Raw genomic sequence first — 24,510 nt, 5'->3', positions numbered from 1 at the left:
CTCAAATGATCTCAGAATTCAGTCAGCTGATTGTAAGGCAAACCCCAAAGGCGTGAAAGCCGGACGCGGCGCTTATTTCTTGCGCCAGCGGTAAATCCGGCTTAGCCACAGCAGCAGTTGATACCATTGCTTTATACCGCGCGCGTTACGCAGCATGCGCCGGTGAGTTTGCGTAGCGAACAGATCGGCAATCATCGCCTGACGTGCGCTCTCTTCGGGTTCGCGTCGGATACAGTGGCAGACGCTGAGCGCCTCATGCGTAATCTGGTAGTGAAATGCCGGGTAGATTTTTACCTTATGACGGTAGCGTGCATTGAGCTCTTCCAGCAACTGCGCGATTCTCAGGTAGTGACGCTGATATTCCACATTACGCTGGCCGGTGCGCTTACGGTTGCTGATGGAAGCATCATGCATGTAGTAGCAGTACAACACTTTATCGGTGTAACGCACACGTTGTGCGTTGAGCATGAACTCGGTGGTCCATGGAATGTCCTGATGATGCAGGCCGGGTTCAAAGTAGAGTTTGAGCTGTTCGATCAACTCTCGGCGGTAAATGCCCAGCCAAACCACATGCATGTAGCGATGCGTTTGCAGCGCCTTATTAAGCCACTCAGGGCCGCTCAGTACCTCGGTGCTGGTGAGGCGATCGAGCGGAATCAGCGGTTTTACTTGCTGGCTGGCTTTGAAAAACCATTCCGCGTTGCACTGTGCGGCATCAAGGTTGTCGCGCTCCGCCATCTCAACCAGCGTTTGATACATCGCGGCATCCATGGTGTCGTCAGCATCCGGAAACGAAACGTACTTACCGCGCGCCACCGCTAAGCCCGCATTACGCGCGCGCGATACGCCGCCATTGGTCTGATGGATAACGCGAACATGGGGATGCTGCTGCGCATAAGCATCAGCACGCTCCCCCGAACCGTCAGTGGAACCATCATCGACAATGATAATTTCCAGTGAGGTGAGAGTTTGAGCCAGCAGCGCTTGCACACAGGCAGCAAAATCGCTGCCTGCGTTAAACATAGGAATAATGAGACTGAGTAACGGGGCTGAGCTTTCGGGCTGCGTTGTCATGCTGTTTTCATGTTCTTCCGTCGCGCCAGGCGTTGTTGCTGCCGCGTGCTAATAAAATCGTGAATATCGTCAAGCTTCCGCTGATCCAGTTCAAACAGCTGTTCAGTAGGATGCATAAATTTGTACTGCGCGGCGAAAACAAAGGATGAGGGCGCAATATGATTTGGGCCAATCAACAACACATCACCCAGCGGCCGCTGCTCTTCGACGCAACATGGGCCGTAAATCAAAATGATCGGCACTTGTTGCGCATCGGCAATATAGACATTGCCGGAATCTGACGCGATATAGAAATCCATCTCGCTAATGACCGCAGGGACGTCCTCCAACGGCACTTTGCCGACAAGGCTTGTCAGGTTCGCGCGCGCGCCGACAACTTTATACAGCTCCTGCAAGCGTGATTGTTCATTCGGTGCGCCAAAGGCATAAAACTGGCAGGGTAAATCGCTTAAGTGGTCAAAAAGTCGCTGCCAGATTTTCGGTGGAATGGTTTTTGCCTGATTGCCTGCGGTGATACTGATGCCAATGCGAATGCCATCATGCTGGAATATTTCATCCGGCAGCGAGTTGGGGTGCCAAAGTGGTTGTGTCGCATGCTTCGGATAACTCTCTTTAGTGAACGAGCGATCGGCGAGTTTTAGGTAATTTTCCAGCGTCAGAGTATTTTTCTCATGCTCCACCACACCGCTTGCGGTGAGATAAAACAATCCCTGATAACCTTTGCGGCGGTAGCTGGAAAGAAACTGTTTGTTGCTGGCATTACAGCAAGCGGCAATGAACAGGTTGAGGTTGGTGGGATGTAACAGATAGATGTTGTCGTAACGGTTGAGCAGTTGCCAGACCAGTTTAATTTTCTTAATGAGGCCGGAGCGATGCTCTTCGATATACCAAATATTTTCCAGCGTGTTATCGCGCGAAGCGAGCGCGGCAACGCTATTGCTTAACAGTGCGTCGCTTTTCCCCAAATGAGTTAACAGCGGAGTGATATTGATGAAATCACCGATTTTGGCTGTTTGAATCACCAGATTTTTACCGGTTCGGCCATGGAAGATTTTCATCACCCATTTGACCGGCAAAAAGAGTAAAAAGAGAATCACATACGTCAACGTTTTTATCCCCATGATACGGCCACACCGACATGGGGACCTGTTAACCTGAAACGTGCTCAGTGCCTGAAAATAGTGGTTCTTCCACTTCTGCCAGTTGCAAATACTGCTGACAAATAACCTTGAGACTATAAATGCTTAAGTCCAGATGTTGCAAATCAGGCGGAGCGGCATAAACCTCGTGCATTTTCTGCGCCAGTGAATCCGCATTCAAATCCGCTAGCCCGCGTGCAAGATCTCCGCTCATGATAGTTGATGGTGCGCCAGGGCAGCGAGTGCTCACTATCGGCGTGCCGCAGCTTAAAGCTTCGACCAGTACATTGCCAAAACCTTCGCTGTCTGAACTCACCACTAATAAGCGAGCGTGGCGAATCCATGGGTAAGGATTTTTATGGAAACCTTCAAAGCGTACGCGCTCCGCGATGCCTAAATCGATGGCTTGCTGGCGTAATCTTTCCGTGATTTTTTCGCTTCCCTGACCTAATAGCACCAGCGGAGCCGTGATGCCACTTTGAGCATAGGCGGCCAGCAAGCGATCGTGGCGCTTGGTTTCATGAAAACGCCCCACATGCAGCACAAAATTGCTTCCGGCAAGTGGACACGGTTCTGCGGCCAGGCGGGAAATAAGTTCGAAATCAAACGGGTTAAAGATGACCTGTGCTTTGCTTGGCTTCACCCCGATGTTTTGAATCACATCATCAATGACATATTGCGAGACACCGATAAGCTGCTTGCCGCGATAAGTATCGCGAATTTTCAGCCGCTTAAGCCACAAAGAGAAACCTGATTTGCGCGCAAGATAGGAGGCTGAAAAAACGCCGTGCAGGCAATACCAGGTTTTACTGGCATCCAGCGCACGCGCATAGCGGACAATCCGATCGGTTTTATGCAGATTAGACAAGACCAAATCAAATTTTCCGTGCAGCGCTTCGCTTTGGCGCACGGATTCATCAAGCAAATGTGCACGACGATGGGTTTCAGTCAGTTTGCGCCACGGCCGTGAGCTTTTATCAATCACGGTCTGATAATCAACGCCTGCAGGAATGGGATATTCACAGACTTTGCGTAAGGAGAAGAGCGACACCCGATGCCCCTGGCTGATAAAACCTTCAGCCAGCGTCAGAACAACTTTTTCGGCGCCACCGCCCGGCAGGCCATCAATTACCATCAGAATGCGCTTCGACAAATTCTTTTGCTCCTAATCGCCAGCCTGTTTTGTATGACAAAATATCTATCATCCCCTGATAAAACAGGACTGAATATAAGATAAATCAATTTATTAGGTATGTTTGGCTTCAGACATTACGCATTGCTCTTAAGATGAGTATTCTGCGTATTAGGGCCGATGTGCATTCTAATTTACTCTAGTTTAACCGCTATTATACTGCTACCAACATCTGCTCACTGCAGCAAATGAAAAGTTTGCCCTCATTCATGGGCTTGCGTACCATAGCGATGAGAAAGTGCTCATTTTATCGGATAAGTTATGGATAAGCCTGCGTTTTTAATCACTCTCGATACTGAAGGCGATAATCTTTGGCGCAATCGCAGCGGCAAGGTTACCACGCGAAATGTTCAGTTTCTGCCGCGCTTTCAAGCCTTATGTGAGAAATACGGTTTTAAACCCAACTGGCTAACGAATTACGAAATGGCGAGCGATGCGGCGTATGTTGAATTTGGTCGCGATCTGCTGGCGCGTGGGCAAGGTGAAATCGGCATGCATCTTCATGCATGGTATAGCCCGCCGGAATACGCGTTGACCGATGATGACTGGCGCTATCAGCCTTATTTGATTGAATTTCCAGAAAATATCCTGCGCGACAAGGTCGCTTACATGACCGATTTGCTGGAAAGCGCTTTTCGGCAGAAGATGACCAGTCATCGTGCCGGACGCTGGGCTTTTAATGAAGTTTACGCCCGAGCATTGATCGACAACGGTTATTTAGTTGATTGCTCCGTCACACCTCGCGTGGATTGGCGCAATTCATCCGGCGCGCCGCAAGGTAAAGGCGGCACCGATTACAGCCGTTTCCCGGATCATGCCTATTACCTTGATGTTAGTGATATTTCCCGCGCGGGTGACAGCCCGTTGCTGGAGTTGCCGATGAGCATTCAGTACCGCTATGGCGCTTTCACTAATCAGCTAAAAAAAGCGTGGAATGACATGCGCGGCAAGAAGCGCGGTCCATCTGTTAATTGGCTACGTCCGGTGGGGGGCAATGTGCAGCAGATGAAACAGGTGGTTGAGCAAACACTTAGCCAGGGAAATGATTACGTTGAGTTCATGCTGCATTCATCAGAATTTATGCCCGATGGCAGCCCCACGTTTAAAAATGAGGCTGATATTGAGCACCTTTACGATGATTTAGAGCAGCTATTTAGCTGGTTACAACCACGTACTCAGGGCATGACGCTAACAGAATACGCGCTTTTAAAGAAAAGTGACCAGTCACGCTAAATTACGGTACGTTATAAAACTATACCGTGATTTCTTTAATCATTGTTGCGACATCTATGGCTTGAATATCCGCCATGCTGTGGCCTTCTGCAGGGCGCAGCACGTACTGATTCTCGCCATAGCCACCAATTAGACCGGGATCGGTTGGGCCGTACAGCGTGATATTCGGACGATCCAGCGCTGCCGTCAGATGACTTAAACCGGTATCTACCGACACCACCGCTCGCGCGCCAGCTAATTCTTGCGCTACCTGCTCCAGCGTTAACTTAGGCAATACCTCAACATGGTCGAAGCCTTCGGCCAGACGCTGTGCGCGTTGATGTTCATGCTCTGCGCCCCACGGCAATTTCACGCGCAATCCTGTTGGCTGAACTAACTCAATCAGCGCACGCCAGTGTGACTCCGGCCAGTGTTTGTTATCACGCGTGGTAGCATGCAGAAACACCAGATAAGGCTGCGTGTCATTGGGCAGCGTAGAGCGGAAATGGCCGGCAATCGCGTAGTCGCCCTGCGTTGCAGGCTTTTCATAGCCGAGGCTTTTGGCAAACAGCTCGCGCGTACGTTCGACGGCATGCTGTTGCTTGTTGATTTCATGGCGTTTGTCATACCACCAGCTGGCGAAAGGTTCGCGTGCGCTGCGGCTGTCCTGCCCGTGCTTCTCGCCTTTTGCCAGGCGCGTTACCAGCGCGGCGCTTTTGATCAAACCTTGTGCATCCAGCACCACATCATACTGACGCGATTGCAGCTCACGCTTAAATTGCACACGCTCTTCACGCTGCTGGCTACCGAACCAGTGCTTGCGCCAGCGGCGAATCGCCACTGGCAGCACTCTATCCACCGCCGGATGCCAGGCGGGGATTTGAGCGAAGTTTTCTTCAACCACCCAATCAAACTTGATGCCTGGAATCGCCTGCATCGCATCCGTGAGCGCTGGCAAGGTATGCAGCACGTCTCCCATCGAGGAGGTTTTAACAATCAAAACGTGCATCTTTACTCCTGCACCGGATGCAACAGCGCGCTCAGTTCCTGATGGACGCGCGCTGGCTGAATATCAATCAGGCTCTGGTGATAACCTTGTTCGGCATCACCTTTGCGGACTTTGTGATAGCCGGTGATCAAACGAATAATGCGCGCGTGCTGAGACAACGGCGGAGTGAAGTCCGGGCTGCTTGGGCCATACAGCGCCACCAGCGGACGATTAAGCGCCGCAGCGATATGCATCAGGCCGGAATCGTTACTGACCACTGCCGCACAGTTCGCCAGCAGAATAACGGCTTGCTCAAGTTGCGTTTCACCCGCCAGATTTTTACAGTGCGCATGCGCCGCTTCTGACAGCGTCTGCACAATGGTGTCGCCGGTTTCGCGATCTTTCGCCGAACCGAACAGCACCACCTGATAACCTTCGCCAATCAGTTGCTCTGCCAGCGCGGCATAATGATAATGCGGCCAGCGCTTCGCCGGGCCAAACTCTGCGCCCGGACAAAATCCAATCACTGGACGATCGGCTGACAACGCAAATTGCGCCGCCGTCATCCGCTTTTCATCGTCATCGACACGTAATTGCGGCCACAGCAACGGCTGCGGCAGCTGCTGCGCGGAAGCAACCGGTTTGTCATAGCCGAGCGCCACATAGCGCTCAACCATCAACGGAAAGGCCGCTTTGTCCAGCACGCGGACATCATTTAACACGCCATAGCGCATCTCGCCGCGCCAGCCGGTGCGACGTTTGATCCCGGCGAAAAACGGCACCAGCGCAGATTTAAAGGAGTTCGGCAGCACATAGGCGCGGTCATAGCCACTGGCCTGCAGGGTTTTCCCCAAACGACGACGCTCGCCCAGCGCCAATGCGCCGTGGCCGAGCGGCATCGCCAGCGCCTGATTCACTTCCGGCATACGCGACAACAATGGGCGGCACCAGGCCGGCGCCATCACGTCGATCACCGCTTCAGGATGCTCAGCCTTGAGCGTGCGATAGAGACTTTGCGACATCATCATATCGCCGACCCATGATGGGCCAATAACCAGAATTTTCATCGCTGCTGCCGGTTTCCTTATACGTTACGGTTCAGCCAGGCCATGTATTCGCCCACGCCTTGCGCAACGGTTTTGAACGGCTTGTCGTAACCGGCTGCACGCAGATTGGTGAGATCGGCTTGGGTAAACGCCTGATAACGGCCTTTCAGCTTGTCCGGGAACGGAATGTATTCAATCTGGCCTTTCTGATGGAAGTTCAGCACCGCATCCGCCACTTCCTGGAAAGATTCAGCACGGCCTGTTCCGCAGTTGTAGATACCGGAAACGCCGTTTTCCCAGCACCACAGATTTACCGCAACCACGTCATCAACATGGATGAAGTCGCGGCGGAAATCGTCGCTGCCTTCGAACAGTTTTGGATTTTCACCGTTGCTAATTTGCGTATTGAGGTGGAACGCGACGCTCGCCATGCCGCCTTTGTGGCCTTCACGCGGACCGTACACGTTGAAGTAACGGAAGCCGCACACCGGTGAGTCTGCTTCAGGCAGAATCTGGCGCACGTAGTGATCGAACAGCATTTTTGAGTAGCCGTACACATTCAGCGGCTGCTCGTACTGGCGCTCTTCGATGAAGTTCTCATTGCGGCCGCCGTAAGTGGCAGCAGATGAGGCGTAGAGGAACGGGATTTCGCGCTCGAGGCAGAAGTGCAGCAGATCTTTCGAGTACTGATAGTTGTTATCCATCATGTACTTGCCATCCCACTCGGTGGTTGCGGAACACGCACCTTCATGGAACACGGCTTCGATGGGGCCGAGATCTTCGCCAGACATGATGTAGCTGAGGAATTCCTCTTTATCCATGTAATCGGCGATGTCGAGATCCGCCAGATTCACGAACTTGGTGCCATCCTTCAGATTATCCACCACCAAAATGTCGGTCAGACCGCGGTCGTTCAGCGCTTTAACAATGTTGCTGCCAATCATGCCAGCGCCACCGGTTACGATAATCATATGCTTTGCCTTTAAAGAGTTGGGGGGAAACAGGAGGTTTCACCCACGAATGCCTATCATCATAACATTTCAGCCAGACGCAGGCAGCCAGATGACGCCGTATACGCTGCACAAATCCTGTTCGCAGCGTGAACTATGCTGCAAAACCGAGATATTGATGGCTGAAATGTCGTTGATTCGCTTTTCGATCAGTAATATGTGCCAAATATTTGCTATCTGAGGAGCATAATCATGTCCAGTCAGTTTTATTCGCAAATTCGTCAACAACTTGAGACAACACGTCAGGACGGATTGTTCAAACAAGAACGCACCATCACGTCGGCGCAGCAGGCAGAAATCAACGTAGCTAACAGCCCGCCCGTCATCAACTTCTGCGCCAATAACTATTTGGGTTTAGCTAATCATCCGGCATTGATCCAGGCGGCGAAAGACGGCATGGATACGCACGGTTTTGGCATGGCCTCGGTGCGCTTTATCTGCGGCACGCAGGACATCCACCAGCAGCTGGAACACAAGCTGGCCGCGTTCCTCGGCATGGAAGACGCGATTCTGTTCTCGTCCTGCTTTGATGCCAACGGCGGCCTGTTTGAAACGCTGCTCAGCGCCGAAGACGCGATTATTTCAGATGCCCTTAATCACGCATCGATCATTGATGGCGTGCGTTTGTGTAAAGCGCAGCGCTATCGTTACGCCAATAATGACATGAGTGAGCTGCGTGCGCGTTTACAGGAAGCACGCGACAAAGGCGCGCGCCACATCCTGATTGCCACCGATGGCGTGTTCTCGATGGATGGGGTGATTGCCAATCTGGAGGGCATTTGCGATCTGGCCGATGAATTCGATGCGCTGGTGATGGTCGATGATTCCCATGCGGTGGGCTTTGTGGGTTCTGCCGGACGCGGCACGCACGAATATTGCGGCGTGATGGATCGCGTCGACATTCTGACCGGCACGCTGGGTAAAGCGCTGGGTGGCGCATCGGGCGGCTACGTGGCGGCGAAAAGAGAAGTGGTTGAGTGGCTGCGTCAGCGCTCGCGTCCGTATCTGTTCTCCAACTCGCTGGCGCCAGCGATTGTGGCTGCCTCGCTGCGCGTGCTGGAGCTGCTGAGTGAAGGTGACGGTTTACGCCAGCGTCTGTGGGAAAATGCCCGCTTCTTCCGCGAAAAGATGACTGCCGCAGGCTTCACGCTGGCCGGCGCCGATCACGCCATCATCCCCGTGATGCTGGGCGATGCCAAAGTGGCGCAGCAATTTGCCAGCCTGTTGCAGCAGGAAGGAATCTACGTCACAGGCTTCTTCTATCCGGTGGTGCCGCAAGGTCAGGCACGTATCCGCACGCAGATCTCTGCCGGACATACGCAGGCGCAGCTGGAACACGCCGTGGCGGCCTTCACCCGTATTGGTCAACAGCTGGGCGTTATTTCAGGAGCAGGGAAATGAAAGCACTCGCCAAATTAAAAGCCGAAGAAGGCATTTGGATGGTCAAGGACGCGCCAATACCTGAACCCGGCCATAACGACCTGCTGATTAAGATTCGTAAAACCGCTATCTGCGGCACCGACGTGCACATCTACAACTGGGATGACTGGTCGCGCAAAACCATTCCGGTGCCGATGATCACCGGCCACGAATATGTGGGTGAAGTGGTGGGAATGGGCCAGGAAGTTAAGGGCTTTGCCGTTGGCGATCGTGTTTCCGGTGAAGGCCACATCACCTGCGGCCATTGCCGCAACTGCCGCGCTGGACGCACGCATCTGTGCCGCAATACGGTAGGCGTTGGCGTCAATCGTCAGGGCTGCTTTGCCGAATATCTGGTGATTCCGGCGTTTAATGCCTTCAAAATTCCCGACAACATTTCTGACGAACTGGCGGCGATTTTCGATCCCTTTGGCAATGCGGTGCACACTGCGCTTTCGTTCGATCTGGTGGGCGAAGATGTGCTGATCTCCGGTGCCGGGCCGATTGGCATCATGGCGGCGGCGGTGTGCAAGCACGTCGGCGCGCGCCATGTGGTGATCACCGACATCAACGACTATCGCCTCGATCTGGCGCGCAAAATGGGCGTAACGCGCGCCGTCAACGTGGCGCAGGAAAATCTGCGTGATGTGATGGCCGAACTCGGCATGACCGAAGGTTTTGATGTCGGTCTGGAGATGTCTGGTGCGCCACCGGCGTTCCGCACCTTGCTGGAGGTAATGAACCACGGCGGCCGCATCGCGCTGCTGGGCATTCCGCCGGGCGAGATGTCCATCGACTGGAATCAGGTGATCTTTAAAGGCTTGTTCATCAAAGGCATCTACGGCCGCGAGATGTTTGAAACCTGGTACAAGATGGCGGCGCTGATTCAGTCCGGCCTCGATCTGACGCCCATCATCACTCATCGCTATCACATTGATGAGTTCCAGCAGGGCTTTGATGAGATGCGCTCGGGAAGATCGGGCAAAGTGGTGTTGAGCTGGGATTAATTCATTCTCCGGCCTGGTGGCCGGAGAGTTTCAGGATTGTTTCTTTTCATCGTCCGTCAGGTAGCGCACTTTGCGGGTGTAGTCCTGGCCTTTAAAGGTGAGTGGCTGGGTGGGATCCAGTAAATACTTTTGCCATTCACTCAATGGAAATCCACCGTGCGCGCCAATGACGTCTGCCGGAATGGTTGCTGAGCTACCGCCAATCTTTTTGGAAACCGGCCAGTTTGCCCATTCTCCTAAATTGACCGTGCGAAGATCCAACATATCCAACAAAGCGGCGAGGGGAAGCTGATCCGTCGGCGGTTGGCTGTCATTCATTAATTCCCAGGTATCCTGAAAGAGCGTTAACCAGAGTGGACAAATGCGTTTCCAGGTTTGTCGGGTTGCCGCCAGGTACGCACCATTAACGTGATCTTCAAAATAAGGTCTTATCGATGGCCGGTAATAGGCGGGAATGGCCTGTGCTTCCGCGCCCTCTAGCTTGGCGATCATTTTCCCGTTACGGAAACTGGAGTAAAGGTGGCCTGGATGCATACGAATATCAGGCGATTTAAGCAAATTCAGATCCGAATCAATCATTAAAATACCGTCGCCTTTGGCTTGTAAAGGCGCCTGAATTTTAATTAGGCGACTGCGATAGATTTGCTTATAACGATAACTTTCCTCGCGATGCGGAACATTGAGCGTTACCACGCGGCAATTATGTGGAAGTTTGCCAAAAGCCTGCTCAGATTGGTCGCTCACGATAACAATCTCTTCCATTTCCGGCGCAAACCGACGAGCAAACTCAGCGCTTAATAACGCTTCTTCAACATAATCCGCGCCAGTGCACGGAATAACAACCGAGGTAACCGTAACGTCGCCTTGCGTATTGCTTTGCGCATAAGGAATATTATGACGTGCACGAATATGCCGACGATTTTTGTTCAAAAAATCAAACATGAGTTTTCCTTTCAATACTGTTATCCAATATCGTCTCTACCCCGGCCACATAGTTTTCAATGGCGTAGCATTCGCGTACACGTTCTTCGGCGGTGTTAATGAGACGCTGGCGTAAACTTGCGTCTTGCCATAATACGGCAAGATGCGCACTTAATTGTTTAATATCGCCGTATTCGAATAATAATCCGGTTTCGTTGTGGCTAATTAGTTCTGCCGTTCCAACTACGTTCGAACCAATCACGGCCGTTTTCACCAGCATGGCTTCCAACACGACGCGCGGTAGGCCTTCACTACTTGAAGCGAGAATAAAAGTGTCAAACGCCGCGAGGTAATCCAGAGGGTTATTTTGAAAGCCAGTAAACACAATATTCGACGCAATGTTCTCTTTGCGCGCCAGCAAGACCAAATTCTCCTGTTCCGGCCCGGCACCCACCACTACCATTTTCCAATTGGCTTCGGGATGTATGCGTTTGAATTGGCCCAGCGCCTGGAAGATATGATGGTTCGCTTTACGCGTAATAAGAGAGCCGATGGATCCAAAAATAAAGGTATCAGGGGAATAAGCCAGGCGGGCGCGAACGGCTTTGCGATCCGGTAAGGCCTGATGAATATCGATAGCATTTGAAACGGTGAAGCAACGCTGCGCATCAATGCCGCTTTGGCGCAAAGTCTGATTTACGCCATGCGAAACCGCAATAACGGCATCAACGCGTTTATTAACCATGTCCACTAACACTGAATTTAACTGTGGCTCAATGCGGCAATGTTGAATCAGTGCAACCTGCAAATCCTCAACCGCGCGATAGCCTTCAACATTGGTGCTCGGTTGATTATTCATATACAGCGCGTCATATTGCCCAGCTTGCATAAGAGATGAAATCTGTTGGGCGTTTGGCAATACACGCCATTTTTCGTCAACCCGACCGATCATCTGCTTCTTTAAAGAGCGGTTAAAAATGAATAGCGTGCGTAACAGCTCTTTGGCGATTTTCGCCCATTTCGGCTGACGACGCTGGGCGATAAAAACCACCGGAATGCCAATCGAATTGAGAATTGACTCAATGGTTTCACTGTTGCCGCGAGAATAGTTGTTGTAGAAACAGCAGGTAATATCGAACCTCTGCCGATCAATGCGCTTGAGCAATTCGAGCATACTGTTGGTACCGCCGCCCCATTCGCGGCCGGTATCCAACAGCAGAATTTTTCTTCTCATTGAATTTCTTTTCCCGAGCTCAGAAGAGCTGCCTTATTGTCTGAACCAATAGACTTTGCGCAATGCTTTCACTGATCAACTCAACGGCATAGTGCTGCGGCACGGGCGGCAACGGTTTGCCCGGCTTACACACGCCTGGCGCACGGAAGCGTGGCGGCTGCGTTTTGGATGGCGGCGAAGCCGCACCCTGATGCAGCGGCTCATTCAGCAACTGGCTTGGCCGCACTAGCGTGATATCGGCTGGCAATGTCGGCAGCATCTGCTGCAAGACGCGCACCGTCGTCGGATGCGGATGACCAATCGCAATGGCATAACCATCGCGCTGCGCAAGTTTCACCGCGCGGGTAAACTGCGCGCGGATTGAAGCCTCATCCTGACTATCATCAAGGAACACGCGGCGTTTCAGGACGTTAACGTTGGTACCTTGCGCGGCTGGGATCGACTGACTATTGCCAATCGTCATGCTATCGAGAAAGTAATAATTGTAGTGATTGAGCACCTGCATCACTTTCTGCATGCCGGGCAGGCTGGAGGTCATTTTGCTGCCCATATGGTTATTCAGGCCAACCGCAAAAGGCACTTTGCCGCTGGCTTCTCGAATAATCCGCTCGATTTCCGTGCTGCTCATCTCGGGCGTCAGCGTGTCTTTTTCCAGCGGCTGTTTGCTGAGCGGCGCCATCGGCAGGTGGATCAGCACTTCGCGACCACCCTGATGCGCTTTGGTGGCCATCTCACGCGCATGGGGCGCATTCGGCAGGACCGCAACGGAAATCGCGGTGGGCATCTGCAGCACTTTATTCTCTTCTTTTGGCCGATAACCAAAGTCATCAATCACGATTGAGAGTTTTCCCGCATGGGCGGAAAGTGACAGAAACAGGCCGCACAGGGCGGCCGAGAGCTTAGAGGGTTGAAACAAAACTTATCTTCCTAACCACGGTAGTGGATTGACGGCCTGTCCCTGGCGTCGGATTTCAAAGTAGAGCGAAGGCGTGCCGCGGCCGCCGCTGGTGCCCACAAGGGCGATAGGCTGTCCTGCCTTCACCTGAGCACCCACGCTCACCAGTGCGCTTTGGTTGTAGCCATAAAGGCTCATATCACCTTTACCGTGTTCCAGAACGACAACCAGACCATAGCCTTGCAGCCAGTCGGCCATCAATACGCGTCCATCAGCGATGGCTTTCACTTCGGTACCTTCTGGCGCATCGACCACCAGACCTTTCCAGCGCAATTCGCCCTGCATCGATTCACCGAAGCGATGTTCAATACGTCCCCGTACCGGCCAAACCGCTTGCCCGCCGGGCTTGCCTAATCCGCCGGTACGCGCCATCAGCTCGCGCTCACTCTGCGTTGGCTGATAACTTGATCCTTTGGCTTTCGCCTGCGCCTGACGCTGACGCACTTTTTCCGCCTCGCGCGCTTCGCGTTCCGCACGTTCGCGTGCTTCACGCTCTGCCTTAACGATTTTGCTTTGCAGGCGGCTTTCGTTCTCACGCATTTCAACCAGGTCCGCCTGATCTTTCTCCAGCGAGCTTTCCAGTATGGTGAGCGTTTTCTTACGCGCCGCGCTGGCGACTTCCAGCTTGCTTTGCTGCGTCTGCTGCTGGGCCAACAACGATTTTTGCTGCTCCTGTTTGCCCTGCAATGATTGACGCTGTTCCGCTAATTGCTGCTGGGTTTGTTTGAGATCGTCGATGTTTTTCTGGCGTGCGGCGTTGAGATAGCCGAAATAGGCAAGAATACGCTCACTGCGCTGGGCTTCTTCGCCTCCGAGCAGCAACTGCAGACCATTATGCTGTCCCTGACGGAAGGCGGCATCAAGCTGTTGTGCCAGCAGTTTTTCCTGCTGTGCTTGCTGCTTTTCCAGCCGCGAGATAGAAGAGGTGACCTGCGCGATTTCACCCTCGAGCGTGCTGAGGCTGTTACGCGTTTCGCGCAGCTGACGGCTGGCCTGCGCAATCACTTTTTCCTGGCTTTGCAGCTGATCCAACAACTTACTGCGCTGCACTTTCTGCGCTTTAACGCTCTTTTCTTTCTCGGCAATGTCCTGCTGAATGGACTTCAACTGCGTTTTACTGTCGTCCGCACTGTGAGCGGCGGCAGGAAGTAATAATGTGCCCGCCAGAAGCAGACTCAGGGAGATTTCGGACCAGCGAAATGACAACGGAAGCGCAGTGCCGTTGTAACGGGTCCTTGTGTGTGTAACGGTCGCTTTTCCCTTCATAGTCGATAATTATTCCACGATGAACAGCCGCTTACCAGTTAGCCCGGCCGGGTTTTACTTTACTAATACTAAAAATGTCTGTACCGAGCTTACCGGCATAAACTTTGTCTTAATTTTGGGATTAGAACACTTTTTTTGGAAAATGACGCACAAATCGTAACTCTGTCCCCTTAGCGACTGTACATGCGAAGTGGCGCAGGTATACTCAGAACCCTTGTTTTAGCTTATCAGCCCGGTTTGGAGTCGTTACCCCTCATGCAAGAAATTATGCAGTTTGCAAGCAATCACCCCATCCTCAGTCTGGCATGGGTCGCTTTACTCGTTCTCGTGATTGTGACCACCGTTAAAGGTATGTTCTCTAAAGTAAAAACTATCAGCCGTGGTGAAGCTACCCACCTGATAAACAAAGAGGACGCGGTGGTGGTAGACGTGCGTTCACGTGACGATTACCGCAAAGGACACATTTCTGGGGCTATCAACGTAGCGGCAGCAGACATCAAAAAAGAGAGCTTGGGCGAGCTGGAAAAGCACAAGTCACAGCACATAATTGTAGTTTGCGCTACCGGTCAAAGTGCGGGTGAATCTGCAGCGAAATTGAGCGCAGCGGGTTTTGAAAAAGTCTCTGTACTGAAAGATGGCGTGAGCGGCTGGAGTGGTGAAAATCTGCCACTGGTGCGCGGTAAATAACTTCTCAGAGGTAACCGTATGGCGAATGTAGAGATCTACACCAAAGTCACTTGTCCTTATTGCCACCGTGCAAAGGCGTTGTTGGATCAGAAAGGCGTGTCGTTCCAGGAGATTCCCATTGACGGGAACGCGGCGAAACGTGAAGAGATGATTCAACGCAGCGGCCGCACTACGGTGCCACAGATTTTTATTGATGCGCAGCACATTGGCGGCTGTGACGATCTTTACGCGCTGGATGGGCGTCAGGGACTTGATCCTTTACTCCAGGCATAACTTTTCGGTCAGACAATTTTAACTCACAGGATTTAGTCACATGTCAGAGCAAAGCAGCAGCGAAATGCAGTTCCAGATTCAACGTGTTTACACCAAAGATGTTTCTTACGAAGCGCCAAACGCACCGCAGGTTTTCCAGAAAGAGTGGGAACCGGAAGTGAAGCTGGATCTGGACACCGCCTCTTCTCAGTTAGCTGATGGCGTTTTTGAAGTCGTTCTGCGCGTTACCGTAACGGCAACCGTTGGCGAAGAAACCGCATTCCTGTGTGAAGTACAGCAAGCGGGCATTTTCACCATTAGCGGTATCGAAGGCACGCAGATGGCGCATTGCCTCGGCGCGTACTGCCCGAACATTCTGTTCCCGTATGCACGCGAATGCGTAACCAGCCTTGTGTCTCGTGGTACTTTCCCGCAGCTCAACCTGGCGCCAGTGAACTTTGATGCGCTGTTCATGAACTATCTGCAGCAGCAAGGTGAAGGCGAAGCGCCACATCAGGATGCCTGATGACTACACTCAACGCTTCAATTAGCGTCATCGGTGCCGGCTCGTACGGCACCGCATTGGCCATCACGCTGGCCCGCAACGGCCATCCGGTTCTGCTCTGGGGCCACAATCCTCAAAGCGTGGCGCAGCTGCAAGCTGACCGCTGCAATGCTGCTTTCCTGCCCGATGTCCCTTTCCCTGATAATCTCGTTCCTGAAGCCGATCTGGCAACCGTGGTTAACGCCAGTCGCGATCTGCTGGTCGTCGTGCCGAGCCATGTATTTGGCGACGTGCTGACGCAGCTTAAGCCGCATTTGCGTGCCGATTCGCGGATTGTCTGGGCGACTAAGGGGCTGGAAAAAGAGACCGGCCGGTTGCTGCAGGATGTGGCGCGTGAAATCCTCGGCGATGCGATTCCACTCGCGGTGATTTCCGGACCTACCTTTGCAAAAGAGCTGGCAGCCGGCATGCCAACGGCCATCGCACTGGCATCCACCGATGCGGAGTTCGCTGAAGACCTGCAGCAGAAGCTGCACTGCGGCAAAAGTTTCCGCGTCTACAACAATCAGGATTTCATCGGCGTGCAGTTAGGCGGCGCGGTGAAGAACGTGATTGCGATTGGTGCGGGGATTTCTGACGGCATTGGCTTTGGTGCCAACGCGCGTACCGCCTTGATCACTCGCGGCCTGACGGAAATGAGCCGTCTTGGCGCAGCGCTGGGCGCCGATGCCACCACCTTTATGGGCATGGCCGGTTTAGGCGATCTGGTGCTGACCTGTACCGATAATCAGTCGCGCAACCGTCGTTTCGGCATGATGCTGGGGCAAGGCGAGAGCGTAGACGAGGCGCAACGCATTATCGGACAAGTTGTAGAAGGCTACAGAAACACCAAAGAAGTCAAAGCGTTGGCCGCGCGCGTCGGCGTAGAAATGCCGATTACCGAGCAGATTTATCAGGTGCTCTATTGCGGAAAATCAGCGCGAGAGGCAGCATTGACCTTACTTGGCCGTGCAAGGAAGGACGAAAACAGCCAAAGCTAAAGCAGGATGCGCCAGCGTCACCACCTGTAGCGCCCCATCAGGCGCTTTTTTTATCGGGAGCAAACAGCAATGTCGTCTGAAGAGTTAGAACTGGTCTGGAACCATATCAAAGCCGAAGCCAGAGCCCTGGCCGACTGTGAACCGATGCTGGCCAGCTTTTACCATGCGACACTGCTCAAACACGAAAACCTCGGCAGCGCGCTCAGCTACATGCTCGCTAACAAGCTGGCGAACCCGATCATGCCCGCTATCGCTATTCGCGAAATCGTGGAAGAAGCCTATCGTGAAGACCCAGAGATGATTGTCTCTGCGGCCTACGATATTCAGGCTGTACGCCAGCGCGATCCCGCCGTTGATAAATACTCTACGCCGCTACTTTACCTCAAAGGTTTCCACGCCTTGCAGGCTTATCGCATCGGCCATTGGCTGTGGAAAGAGGGCCGCCGAGCGCTGGCTGTCTATCTGCAGAACGAAATCTCCGTCTCATTTGCCGTGGATATTCACCCGGCGGCACGCATTGGTCGCGGCATCATGCTTGATCATGCTACCGGCATTGTCATCGGCGAAACGGCAATCATTGAAAATGATGTTTCAATTCTGCAATCGGTGACGCTCGGCGGTACTGGTAAAACCAGCGGCGATCGCCATCCGAAGATCCGTGAAGGTGTGATGATTGGCGCCGGCGCCAAGATTCTGGGCAACATTGAAGTGGGGCGCGGCGCAAAAATCGGAGCCGGTTCAGTTGTCCTGCAGCCTGTACCGCCGCATACCACGGCGGCCGGCGTACCAGCGCGCATTGTCGGTAAACCGACCAGCGATAAACCGTCGATGGATATGGATCAGCACTTCAACGGCGCAGGCTTTGAGTACGGTGACGGCATCTAGCCTTTGATCAGTGCGCCAGCATAATCGAGTTGGCGCCACGCTTCATACACCACCACTGATACTGCATTAGACAGGTTCATGCTGCGGCTCTCCGCCATCATCGGAATGCGGATTTTCTGCTCAGCGGGTAGCGCGTTGAGAATTTCTGCGGGTAAACCGCGACTCTCCGGACCAAACACCAAATAATCACCCTTCTGATAGCTCACCGCGCTGTGCGCAGGCGTTCCTTTGGTGGTGAGGGCGAACATGCGCTGTGGCGTTTCTGTTGCCAGAAACTCTGCGTAATTGGCGTGTTTTTTTAAGGCGGTATATTCGTGGTAATCCAGCCCGGCGCGGCGCAGGCGCTTGTCATCCCAGGCAAAGCCCAGCGGTTCAATCAGGTGTAACTGGAAACCGGTATTTGCGCACAAGCGAATGATGTTGCCGGTATTTGGCGGAATTTCAGGTTCAAATAAGACAATGTTTAGCATAAGGCCCCCAGAAACGAGGGCCGAAGCATAACAAATTATTGACGGGCGGAGTACAGTGGCAGCCACAGCGTGAGGCGTAAACCGCCAAGAGGGCTGTCATCCGCTTTAACCCAGCCGCGATGCTGCTGGATGGCGGTTTCGACAATCGCCAGGCCTAATCCGGTGCCGCCTGACTCACGATCGCGCGCCTCATCGGTGCGGTAGAACGGACGGAAAATCTGCTCGCGATCTTCTGGGCTGACTCCTGGACCATCATCATCGACATGAATGGTGATGCCCGCAATATCTACCGAGAAGCTGACGCTGATGTGCGAATTCGAATAGCGCAGCGCATTACGCACGATATTTTCCAGCGCACTCTCCAACGCATGGGGATTACCGTACAGCGGCCACGGGCCAGGCGGATAGGGCACTTCCATCAGTTTGCCCATCTGCTCGGCTTCAAATTTGGCATCTTCCAGCACGCCATTCCAAAGCTGATTGGCCTTCATCGCTTCGCTAACCAGCGCGTTATTGTGCTGCGTTCGCGACAGCACCAGCAGATCGTTAATCATGCCATCCAGACGCTGCGCTTCCGTTTCAATGCGCTGCAGCTCTTTGCCTTCACCGTTACGGCGACGCAGGAGCGCGGTTGCCAGCTGCAAGCGAGTTAACGGCGTACGCAATTCATGGCTGATATCGGATAGCAGACGCTGTTGCGCCGTCATCATGCGTTCGAGCGCGCTCACCATTTGGTTGAAACTGGAACCCGCAGCCAGAAACTCTTGCGGCCCCGATTCCAGTTCCGGATGCTGGCGCAAATTGCCGCTTGCCACTTCATCCGCCGCATATTTAAGTTTGCGCGCGGGGCGCGCCAGGCTCCACGCCAGCCACAGCAGCAGCGGCGAGCTGATCAGCATCGTGACAATCAGCAGCAGTAGCGGGCGGTCAAACAGCAGATTAACGAAATCGAGCTGCGAGCTGGTGGCAGGACGAATCAGGTAGAGCTGATAGTTGTCTTCGCCATCGCGGACCGCGAAAGGTCCAACCATCTCCACGCGACCATACTTTTTCTTTTGTGGGTGGTCGGCGTTATCCGACTGCCCAATAAAGTTGCGGATGATCTGCATTTCATTGTGCTGCGCGCCAATCACCCGGCCTTCGCTGGTCACTAATAATAAACGCTGACCGGGCGGCGCCCATTTGTCGATGGAGCGGAACAGGCGACGCCACCACATTAAGTCGTTCGGCGGATCCTGAGACAGCTCCGCTTCAACGTGCTGTTCAATCATGGTGCCCTGACGCTGCTCGCTTTCCAGTAACGCGGTCATCTGGCGCGAATCGAGTTTAGGCACCATGAGAACCAGCATCAACACCAACGCTAGCGTGAGCCAGAAGATGGCGAAGATGCGGGTGGTTAAACTTCCAATCATGATGCCGAAACCATCAGATAGCCGCGTCCGCGTAGGGTTTTAAACCACGGATGACCATCACGACGTTCCGGCAATTTACGACGCAGGTTAGAAATGTGCATATCGATAGCGCGGTCAAACGGTGTCAGACGTTTGCCCAGCACTTCCTGACTAAGGTGCTCACGCGATACCACCTGACCCAGATGCTGTGCCAGCAAATAGAGCAGGGTGAACTCGGTGCCGGTGAGATCCAAAGTTTCGCTGTCGAAGCTGGCCTCCTGACGACCCGGATTCAGGCGCAGGCAGTCGACTTCCAGCGTTGGTGAGCTGTTATCGTGCTGCTGTTGCTGCTCGCTCCAGTTTGAACGGCGCAGAATGGCACGAATACGCGCTACCAGTTCACGATCGTTAAACGGTTTAGGCAGATAGTCATCTGCGCCCAGTTCAAGGCCCAGAACGCGGTCCAGTTCGCTGCCACGTGCAGTCAGCATAATGACCGGAGTTTGGTGCTGTTGGCGTAGTTCTTTCAAAGTGTCGATACCGTTCTTCTTCGGCATCATCACATCAAGCAATAGCAAGTCCACGGTGTTGTCTAGCAGGTTAAGCGCCTGCTCACCATCGCTTGCCACAATGACTTCAAAACCTTCCATCTCAAGCAGTTCTTTAAGCAGCGAAGTTAATTCGCGGTCGTCATCAACCAACAGGATTTTATTCATTTTTTATTGCCCTCCGCAGGCAAAATACCGTGTTCCTTGACTTGCAATCCAACGCTTTACGTAGTTTTACACCCCCTGACGGATGTTTGCAGCCACCGCCGTACACTGGCTCTCGTTGAATCGCAAAACGGAACGAACTGGGAGTTAACGATGCGCTACTTAACCGCCGTCGTCATTGCCTCAGCGATGGTTCTCAGTCACGCCAGCGCCGAAGCAGCAGACACGACGACGATTGACGAGATGCATCCGAACAGCGGATTGACGACAGGCAGTATGACGCAAAATCCGCAAAGCTACATGTTCGATGGCATTGAGCTGACTGAACAACAGCGGCAACAGATGCGAGACCTGATGCAGCAAGCGCGACACGAACGCCCAACCATCAGCGTTCAAGATATAGAAACTATGCATGACCTTGTCATTGCAGACAAATTTAACGAATCGGCTATCCGACAGCAGGCAGAGAAACAAGCCCGCGCAGCGGTAGAACAGCAAGTCGAGATGGCTCGGGTTCGTAATCAGATGTATCACCTGCTAACGCCTGCACAGCAAGCGACATTGCAGAAAAATTATGAGCGACGATTAGCTGAAGTTCGTCGGCTCTCAGGATTGCAGCCATCATCACCGCTGCAAGCAGTGAGTAGTACCAGCAGTAACCAGTAACATAGTATCCCTGTTTTCCTTGCCATAGACACCATCCCTGTCTTCCCCCGCATGATGCGGGGGTTTTTTTTGCCTGTCATTTCTCTCTAACATCATTGCCTTAAAATTCAATCACGCAGCACACTTATGCCGATGATAAACTTTAGCCATCTTGAGACCTAAAGGCCGCACCTATGAAGCGTGCGACCCGGCGAGGCATAGCATGGATTCTTCCTATGCAAAGTTAGTGAATCGGGCGGCGCTGGCGGCAACTACGCTGGCGACATTGCTGTTAATCGTAAAAATTTTCGCCTGGTGGCATACCGGTTCAGTCAGTATGTTGGCGGCGTTAGTAGATTCATTGGTGGATATCGCCGCTTCACTCACCAATTTGCTGGTGGTGCGCTATTCACTGCAGCCGGCCGATGACGATCACACCTTCGGCCACGGTAAAGCCGAATCCCTGGCCGCGCTGGCGCAAAGCATGTTTATCTCCGGCTCGGCGCTGTTTCTGTTTCTCACCGGCATTCAGCATCTGGCCTCACCCGAAACCTTACATGCGCCGCTGGTGGGTATTGTGGTGACGGTGATTGCGCTGTTTTCAACCCTGACGTTGGTTGCTTTCCAGCGCTGGGTGGTGCGACGCACGCGCAGCCAGGCGATTCGCGCAGACATGCTGCACTATCAATCTGACGTGGTGATGAACGGCGCAATATTGGTCGCTCTCGGTTTGAGCAGCTATGGTTTTGTACGGGCGGATGCGTTGTTCGCGCTCGGCATCGGCGTTTACATTCTCTATAACGCGTTGCGGATGGGTTATGACGCGGTACAGGCGCTGTTGGATCGTGTTTTGCCCGAGCATGAAACGCAGGAGATTATCAACATGGTGACCAACTGGCCGGGCGTACGTGGCGCGCATGCATTACGCACGCGACAATCGGGCCCCACGCGTTTTATCCAGCTGCATCTGGAGATGGAAGATCAGCTGCCGCTGGTGCAGGCCCATCATGTGGCCGATCAAATTGAGCAGGCGTTACTCAAGAGGTTTCCCGGCTCAGACGTCATCATCCATCAAGATCCCTGTTCTGTTGTGCCGAGCAATCAACATGGATTTTTTCAAGGTTAGCGACTTAAAATCATGCAATTACACAAAAAAAGTGACGTAACGCTAACAACTCTGTAAAAAATTAGCGAAAACTTGTCTGACCTGAATCAATTCAGCATCAAGCGTTTGATATACTATTTTGCAACTATTAAGCCATGCGATCGCGAGCTGGTCCACGCCGGACACATGGCAGGAATAATCCTTAGTTTTTGAACAATCCAGAGGTTGTCATGATCAAAAAAATCGGAGTACTGACCAGCGGCGGCGACGCCCCAGGCATGAACGCAGCCATTCGCGGAGTTGTACGTTCCGCGCTGAGTGAAGGACTGGAAGTTTTTGGTATTTACGACGGCTATCTGGGATTGTACGAAGATCGCATGATCAACCTTGACCGCTACAGCGTGTCAGACATGATCAACCGCGGCGGCACCTTCCTCGGTTCCGCCCGCTTCCCAGAATTCCGCAACGATGAAGTGCGCCAGACCGCGATTGATAACATGAAAAAGCGTGGTATTGATGCGCTGGTGGTTATCGGCGGTGATGGTTCCTACATGGGTGCTAAGCGCCTGACTGAAATGGGCTTCCCGTGCATCGGCCTGCCTGGCACCATTGATAACGACGTAGCAGGTACTGATTACACCATCGGTTATTTCACTGCGCTGGAAACCGTGGTTGAAGCGATTGACCGCCTGCGTGACACCTCATCTTCCCACCAGCGTATCTCCATCGTGGAAGTGATGGGCCGTTACTGCGGCGATTTAACCCTGGCGGCAGCGATTGCCGGTGGTTGCGAGTTTATCGTGCTGCCTGAAATCCCGTATACCCGCGAAGAGCTGGTTGCTGAAATCAAAGCCGGCATTGCCAAAGGTAAAAAGCACGCCATCGTGGCGATCACCGAGCACATCTGCGATATCGACGATCTGGCGCACTTCATCGAAGCTGAAACCAAACGCGAAACCCGCGCTACCGTTCTCGGTCACATTCAGCGTGGCGGCGCACCTTGTGCCTATGACCGCATTCTGGCCTCGCGCATGGGTTCCTACTCCATCGAGCTGCTGCTACAAGGCTACGGCGGCCGCTGCGTCGGTATTCAGAACGAGAAGATGGTGCATCACGACATCATCGATGCGATTGAAAATATGAAGCGTCCATTCAAACGCGACTGGCTGGATACCGCGAAAAAACTCTACTGATTATTCAGCATCAAGGCGCGACGCGATTCGCGCCTTTTTTATGCCTGCTCATATTCCGTGCGGTTATAACAGCTTATTTTTAATTCTTTAATCCGTGGATAAGTTTGTGTCAGTCTTGTTCTATAACGACCTCGGGAGAGCAAGCAATGAATAAGTGGAGTATTGGTGTCACCCTGTTACTGGCTTCAACCAGTGTTCTGGCAAAGGATATTCAGCTGTTAAACGTCTCTTACGATCCAACCCGTGAGCTGTACGAGCAGTACAACAAAGCGTTTAGCGCGCATTACAAGCAGGAAACCGGCGACAACGTGGTGATTCGCCAGTCGCACGGCGGTTCAGGTAAACAAGCAACCTCAGTGATCAATGGCATCCGTGCTGATGTGGTTACGCTGGCGCTGCAATCTGATGTCGATGCTATTGCTGACCGTGGTCGTATCAATAAAGACTGGATTAAGCGCCTGCCGGACAACTCCGCACCCTACACCTCAACCATCGTGTTCCTGGTGCGCAAAGGCAACCCGAAAGGCATTCATGATTGGCCAGATCTGATCAAACCGGGCGTTTCCGTCATCACGCCAAACCCGAAAACGTCAGGCGGTGCACGCTGGAATTATCTGGCTGCATGGGGCTGGGCGCTGGATCAAAACAACGGCGATCAAGCCAAAGCGCTGGCTTACGTGAAATCGCTGTTTAAGAACGTAGAAGTGCAGGATTCTGGCGCACGTGGTGCCACTAACACCTTCGTGGAACGCGGCATTGGCGATGTGCTGATAGCGTGGGAAAACGAAGCCTATCTGGCGGTAAATAAGCTGGGTAAAGACAAGTTTGAGATCGTCACCCCAAGCGAATCTATTCTGGCAGAGCCAACGGTTTCGGTGGTGGATAAAGTGGTCGACGAGCAGGGCACCCGCAAAGTAGCTGAAGATTACCTCAAGTATCTCTACTCGCCGGAAGGTCAGACTATCGCGGCGGAAAATTTCTATCGTCCACGTGATAAAGCCGTTGCGGAGAAATTTGCCAATAAATTCGCCCCGGTAAAACTGTTCACTATCGACAACAAGTTTGGTGGCTGGACGCAAGCCCAGAAAACTCACTTCGCCGATGGCGGCAGCTACGACCAGGTGATGAAGCCATAACGTACATTGTCAGGTCGCCATTTAT

At 53.0% G+C, this 24,510-nt stretch carries 25 protein-coding genes; 12 read left to right on the top strand and 13 right to left on the bottom strand.

Going from position 1 to position 24,510, the window contains the following annotated elements:
• Nucleotides 1-72: 72 nt before the first annotated feature.
• From PZBJ_RS00350 to PZBJ_RS00340, 3 genes are read right to left on the bottom strand one after another with little or no spacing between them, the layout of a single operon-like run.
• A complete protein-coding gene (locus PZBJ_RS00350) occupies nt 73-1,074 on the bottom strand; it encodes a glycosyltransferase (RefSeq protein ID WP_101760681.1) in 1,002 nt (333 codons plus the stop codon).
• Nucleotides 1,071-2,180 (bottom strand): glycosyltransferase family 9 protein, encoded by a 1,110-nt coding sequence (locus PZBJ_RS00345; RefSeq protein WP_101760680.1) that lies wholly within the window; start codon nt 2,178-2,180, stop codon nt 1,071-1,073. The genes PZBJ_RS00350 and PZBJ_RS00345 overlap by 4 nt, the downstream gene beginning before the upstream one ends.
• Before the next feature lie 43 nt (nt 2,181-2,223).
• Nucleotides 2,224-3,348 carry a glycosyltransferase gene (locus tag PZBJ_RS00340; RefSeq protein WP_101760730.1) on the bottom strand — a complete coding sequence of 375 codons (1,125 nt, stop codon included), beginning with the start codon at nt 3,346-3,348 and terminating at the stop codon, nt 2,224-2,226.
• Nucleotides 3,349-3,666: 318 nt separating this feature from the next.
• Here PZBJ_RS00340 and PZBJ_RS00335 point away from each other — a divergent pair, with 318 nt between their 5' ends.
• Complete coding sequence (locus PZBJ_RS00335) at nt 3,667-4,638, top strand: polysaccharide deacetylase family protein (protein ID WP_101760679.1); 972 nt, start codon at nt 3,667-3,669, stop codon at nt 4,636-4,638.
• A 19-nt stretch (nt 4,639-4,657) separates the two neighbouring features.
• Here the strand turns inward: PZBJ_RS00335 and rfaC are convergent, their stop codons facing one another.
• From rfaC to rfaD, 3 genes are read right to left on the bottom strand one after another with little or no spacing between them, the layout of a single operon-like run.
• Complete coding sequence (gene rfaC / locus PZBJ_RS00330; protein WP_101760678.1) at nt 4,658-5,626, bottom strand: lipopolysaccharide heptosyltransferase RfaC; 969 nt, start codon at nt 5,624-5,626, stop codon at nt 4,658-4,660.
• 2 nt (nt 5,627-5,628) lie between these two features.
• Entirely contained in the window at nt 5,629-6,672 is a 1,044-nt protein-coding gene (gene rfaF / locus PZBJ_RS00325) for an ADP-heptose--LPS heptosyltransferase RfaF (protein ID WP_101760677.1), read from the bottom strand.
• Between the two features lie 17 nt (nt 6,673-6,689).
• Entirely contained in the window at nt 6,690-7,622 is a 933-nt protein-coding gene (gene rfaD, locus PZBJ_RS00320; RefSeq protein WP_101760676.1) for an ADP-glyceromanno-heptose 6-epimerase, read from the bottom strand.
• Between the two features lie 231 nt (nt 7,623-7,853).
• Here rfaD and PZBJ_RS00315 point away from each other — a divergent pair, with 231 nt between their 5' ends.
• Both PZBJ_RS00315 and tdh read left to right on the top strand, forming a co-directional pair.
• Nucleotides 7,854-9,062, top strand: coding sequence for a glycine C-acetyltransferase (locus PZBJ_RS00315; RefSeq protein ID WP_101760675.1), 1,209 nt, complete (start codon nt 7,854-7,856; stop codon nt 9,060-9,062).
• Entirely contained in the window at nt 9,059-10,087 is a 1,029-nt protein-coding gene (tdh, locus tag PZBJ_RS00310) for an L-threonine 3-dehydrogenase (protein WP_101760674.1), read from the top strand. The genes PZBJ_RS00315 and tdh overlap by 4 nt, the downstream gene beginning before the upstream one ends.
• Nucleotides 10,088-10,117: 30 nt before the next feature.
• Here the strand turns inward: tdh and PZBJ_RS00305 are convergent, their stop codons facing one another.
• From PZBJ_RS00305 to envC, 4 genes are read right to left on the bottom strand one after another with little or no spacing between them, the layout of a single operon-like run.
• Nucleotides 10,118-11,029 carry a hypothetical protein gene (locus tag PZBJ_RS00305; RefSeq protein ID WP_101760673.1) on the bottom strand — a complete coding sequence of 304 codons (912 nt, stop codon included), beginning with the start codon at nt 11,027-11,029 and terminating at the stop codon, nt 10,118-10,120.
• On the bottom strand, nt 11,022-12,242 hold the full coding sequence (locus PZBJ_RS00300) for a glycosyltransferase (RefSeq protein WP_101760672.1): 1,221 nt from the start codon (nt 12,240-12,242) through the stop codon (nt 11,022-11,024). The genes PZBJ_RS00305 and PZBJ_RS00300 overlap by 8 nt, the downstream gene beginning before the upstream one ends.
• Before the next feature lie 19 nt (nt 12,243-12,261).
• A complete protein-coding gene (locus PZBJ_RS00295; RefSeq protein ID WP_101760671.1) occupies nt 12,262-13,158 on the bottom strand; it encodes a divergent polysaccharide deacetylase family protein in 897 nt (298 codons plus the stop codon).
• A 3-nt stretch (nt 13,159-13,161) separates the two neighbouring features.
• The gene (gene envC / locus PZBJ_RS00290) at nt 13,162-14,463 is read right to left on the bottom strand and encodes a murein hydrolase activator EnvC (RefSeq protein WP_101760670.1); all 1,302 of its coding nucleotides are present in this window, start codon (nt 14,461-14,463) and stop codon (nt 13,162-13,164) included.
• A gap of 255 nt (nt 14,464-14,718) precedes the next feature.
• On the opposite strand from envC, the gene PZBJ_RS00285 reads away from it, so the two are divergent.
• The 5 genes from PZBJ_RS00285 to cysE all read left to right on the top strand — a co-directional run bounded on the left by PZBJ_RS00285 (nt 14,719) and on the right by cysE (nt 17,832).
• Nucleotides 14,719-15,150 (top strand): rhodanese-like domain-containing protein, encoded by a 432-nt coding sequence (locus PZBJ_RS00285; RefSeq protein WP_101760669.1) that lies wholly within the window; start codon nt 14,719-14,721, stop codon nt 15,148-15,150.
• A gap of 18 nt (nt 15,151-15,168) precedes the next feature.
• A complete protein-coding gene (gene grxC, locus PZBJ_RS00280) occupies nt 15,169-15,423 on the top strand; it encodes a glutaredoxin 3 (protein WP_007885328.1) in 255 nt (84 codons plus the stop codon).
• Between the two features lie 40 nt (nt 15,424-15,463).
• Entirely contained in the window at nt 15,464-15,928 is a 465-nt protein-coding gene (gene secB, locus PZBJ_RS00275) for a protein-export chaperone SecB (protein WP_101760668.1), read from the top strand.
• Nucleotides 15,928-16,947: an NAD(P)H-dependent glycerol-3-phosphate dehydrogenase gene (gpsA, locus tag PZBJ_RS00270; protein ID WP_101760667.1), complete on the top strand. Its 1,020-nt coding sequence runs from the start codon at nt 15,928-15,930 to the stop codon at nt 16,945-16,947. The genes secB and gpsA overlap by 1 nt, the downstream gene beginning before the upstream one ends.
• Nucleotides 16,948-17,016: 69 nt before the next feature.
• Nucleotides 17,017-17,832, top strand: a complete 816-nt coding sequence (gene cysE / locus PZBJ_RS00265; protein WP_007885334.1) for a serine O-acetyltransferase — start codon at nt 17,017-17,019, stop codon at nt 17,830-17,832.
• On the opposite strand, the gene trmL is transcribed toward cysE, so the two are convergent.
• From trmL to cpxR, 3 genes are read right to left on the bottom strand one after another with little or no spacing between them, the layout of a single operon-like run.
• Entirely contained in the window at nt 17,829-18,302 is a 474-nt protein-coding gene (gene trmL, locus PZBJ_RS00260; RefSeq protein WP_101760666.1) for a tRNA (uridine(34)/cytosine(34)/5-carboxymethylaminomethyluridine(34)-2'-O)-methyltransferase TrmL, read from the bottom strand. The two genes, cysE and trmL, sit on opposite strands and share 4 nt — an antisense overlap.
• Before the next feature lie 35 nt (nt 18,303-18,337).
• The gene (gene cpxA, locus PZBJ_RS00255; RefSeq protein ID WP_101760665.1) at nt 18,338-19,714 is read right to left on the bottom strand and encodes an envelope stress sensor histidine kinase CpxA; all 1,377 of its coding nucleotides are present in this window, start codon (nt 19,712-19,714) and stop codon (nt 18,338-18,340) included.
• Nucleotides 19,711-20,409 carry an envelope stress response regulator transcription factor CpxR gene (cpxR, locus tag PZBJ_RS00250; protein WP_007885339.1) on the bottom strand — a complete coding sequence of 233 codons (699 nt, stop codon included), beginning with the start codon at nt 20,407-20,409 and terminating at the stop codon, nt 19,711-19,713. Before cpxR ends, cpxA begins: the two co-directional genes overlap by 4 nt.
• Nucleotides 20,410-20,559: 150 nt before the next feature.
• Here cpxR and cpxP point away from each other — a divergent pair, with 150 nt between their 5' ends.
• The 4 genes from cpxP to PZBJ_RS00230 all read left to right on the top strand — a co-directional run bounded on the left by cpxP (nt 20,560) and on the right by PZBJ_RS00230 (nt 24,485).
• Nucleotides 20,560-21,072 (top strand): cell-envelope stress modulator CpxP, encoded by a 513-nt coding sequence (gene cpxP / locus PZBJ_RS00245; RefSeq protein WP_101760664.1) that lies wholly within the window; start codon nt 20,560-20,562, stop codon nt 21,070-21,072.
• A gap of 202 nt (nt 21,073-21,274) precedes the next feature.
• Nucleotides 21,275-22,177, top strand: a complete 903-nt coding sequence (fieF, locus tag PZBJ_RS00240; protein ID WP_101760663.1) for a CDF family cation-efflux transporter FieF — start codon at nt 21,275-21,277, stop codon at nt 22,175-22,177.
• Between the two features lie 209 nt (nt 22,178-22,386).
• Complete coding sequence (gene pfkA / locus PZBJ_RS00235; RefSeq protein WP_101760662.1) at nt 22,387-23,349, top strand: 6-phosphofructokinase; 963 nt, start codon at nt 22,387-22,389, stop codon at nt 23,347-23,349.
• 146 nt (nt 23,350-23,495) lie between these two features.
• Complete coding sequence (locus PZBJ_RS00230) at nt 23,496-24,485, top strand: sulfate ABC transporter substrate-binding protein (protein ID WP_101760661.1); 990 nt, start codon at nt 23,496-23,498, stop codon at nt 24,483-24,485.
• The last annotated feature ends 25 nt before the right edge of the window (nt 24,486-24,510 follow it).

Source organism: Pantoea endophytica, assembly GCF_002858935.1.
Taxonomy (GTDB): domain Bacteria; phylum Pseudomonadota; class Gammaproteobacteria; order Enterobacterales; family Enterobacteriaceae; genus Pantoea; species Pantoea leporis.
This window is presented reverse-complemented; position numbering and strand designations above follow the sequence as displayed.

Excerpts from the sequence above, each read along its gene's own strand:
- PZBJ_RS00350 (WP_101760681.1), bottom strand. The coding sequence starts at position 1,074 with ATGACAACGCAGCCCGAAAGCTCAGCCCCGTTACTCAGTCTCATTATT.
- PZBJ_RS00340 (WP_101760730.1), bottom strand. The coding sequence starts at position 3,348 with ATGGTAATTGATGGCCTGCCGGGCGGTGGCGCCGAAAAAGTTGTTCTG.
- PZBJ_RS00335 (WP_101760679.1), top strand. The coding sequence starts at position 3,667 with ATGGATAAGCCTGCGTTTTTAATCACTCTCGATACTGAAGGCGATAAT.
- rfaC (WP_101760678.1), bottom strand. The coding sequence starts at position 5,626 with ATGCACGTTTTGATTGTTAAAACCTCCTCGATGGGAGACGTGCTGCAT.
- rfaF (WP_101760677.1), bottom strand. The coding sequence starts at position 6,672 with ATGAAAATTCTGGTTATTGGCCCATCATGGGTCGGCGATATGATGATG.
- rfaD (WP_101760676.1), bottom strand. The coding sequence starts at position 7,622 with ATGATTATCGTAACCGGTGGCGCTGGCATGATTGGCAGCAACATTGTT.
- PZBJ_RS00315 (WP_101760675.1), top strand. The coding sequence starts at position 7,854 with ATGTCCAGTCAGTTTTATTCGCAAATTCGTCAACAACTTGAGACAACA.
- tdh (WP_101760674.1), top strand. The coding sequence starts at position 9,059 with ATGAAAGCACTCGCCAAATTAAAAGCCGAAGAAGGCATTTGGATGGTC.
- PZBJ_RS00305 (WP_101760673.1), bottom strand. The coding sequence starts at position 11,029 with ATGTTTGATTTTTTGAACAAAAATCGTCGGCATATTCGTGCACGTCAT.
- PZBJ_RS00300 (WP_101760672.1), bottom strand. The coding sequence starts at position 12,242 with ATGAGAAGAAAAATTCTGCTGTTGGATACCGGCCGCGAATGGGGCGGC.
- envC (WP_101760670.1), bottom strand. The coding sequence starts at position 14,463 with ATGAAGGGAAAAGCGACCGTTACACACACAAGGACCCGTTACAACGGC.
- PZBJ_RS00285 (WP_101760669.1), top strand. The coding sequence starts at position 14,719 with ATGCAAGAAATTATGCAGTTTGCAAGCAATCACCCCATCCTCAGTCTG.
- grxC (WP_007885328.1), top strand. The coding sequence starts at position 15,169 with ATGGCGAATGTAGAGATCTACACCAAAGTCACTTGTCCTTATTGCCAC.
- secB (WP_101760668.1), top strand. The coding sequence starts at position 15,464 with ATGTCAGAGCAAAGCAGCAGCGAAATGCAGTTCCAGATTCAACGTGTT.
- gpsA (WP_101760667.1), top strand. The coding sequence starts at position 15,928 with ATGACTACACTCAACGCTTCAATTAGCGTCATCGGTGCCGGCTCGTAC.
- cysE (WP_007885334.1), top strand. The coding sequence starts at position 17,017 with ATGTCGTCTGAAGAGTTAGAACTGGTCTGGAACCATATCAAAGCCGAA.
- trmL (WP_101760666.1), bottom strand. The coding sequence starts at position 18,302 with ATGCTAAACATTGTCTTATTTGAACCTGAAATTCCGCCAAATACCGGC.
- cpxA (WP_101760665.1), bottom strand. The coding sequence starts at position 19,714 with ATGATTGGAAGTTTAACCACCCGCATCTTCGCCATCTTCTGGCTCACG.
- cpxR (WP_007885339.1), bottom strand. The coding sequence starts at position 20,409 with ATGAATAAAATCCTGTTGGTTGATGACGACCGCGAATTAACTTCGCTG.
- cpxP (WP_101760664.1), top strand. The coding sequence starts at position 20,560 with ATGCGCTACTTAACCGCCGTCGTCATTGCCTCAGCGATGGTTCTCAGT.
- fieF (WP_101760663.1), top strand. The coding sequence starts at position 21,275 with ATGGATTCTTCCTATGCAAAGTTAGTGAATCGGGCGGCGCTGGCGGCA.
- pfkA (WP_101760662.1), top strand. The coding sequence starts at position 22,387 with ATGATCAAAAAAATCGGAGTACTGACCAGCGGCGGCGACGCCCCAGGC.
- PZBJ_RS00230 (WP_101760661.1), top strand. The coding sequence starts at position 23,496 with ATGAATAAGTGGAGTATTGGTGTCACCCTGTTACTGGCTTCAACCAGT.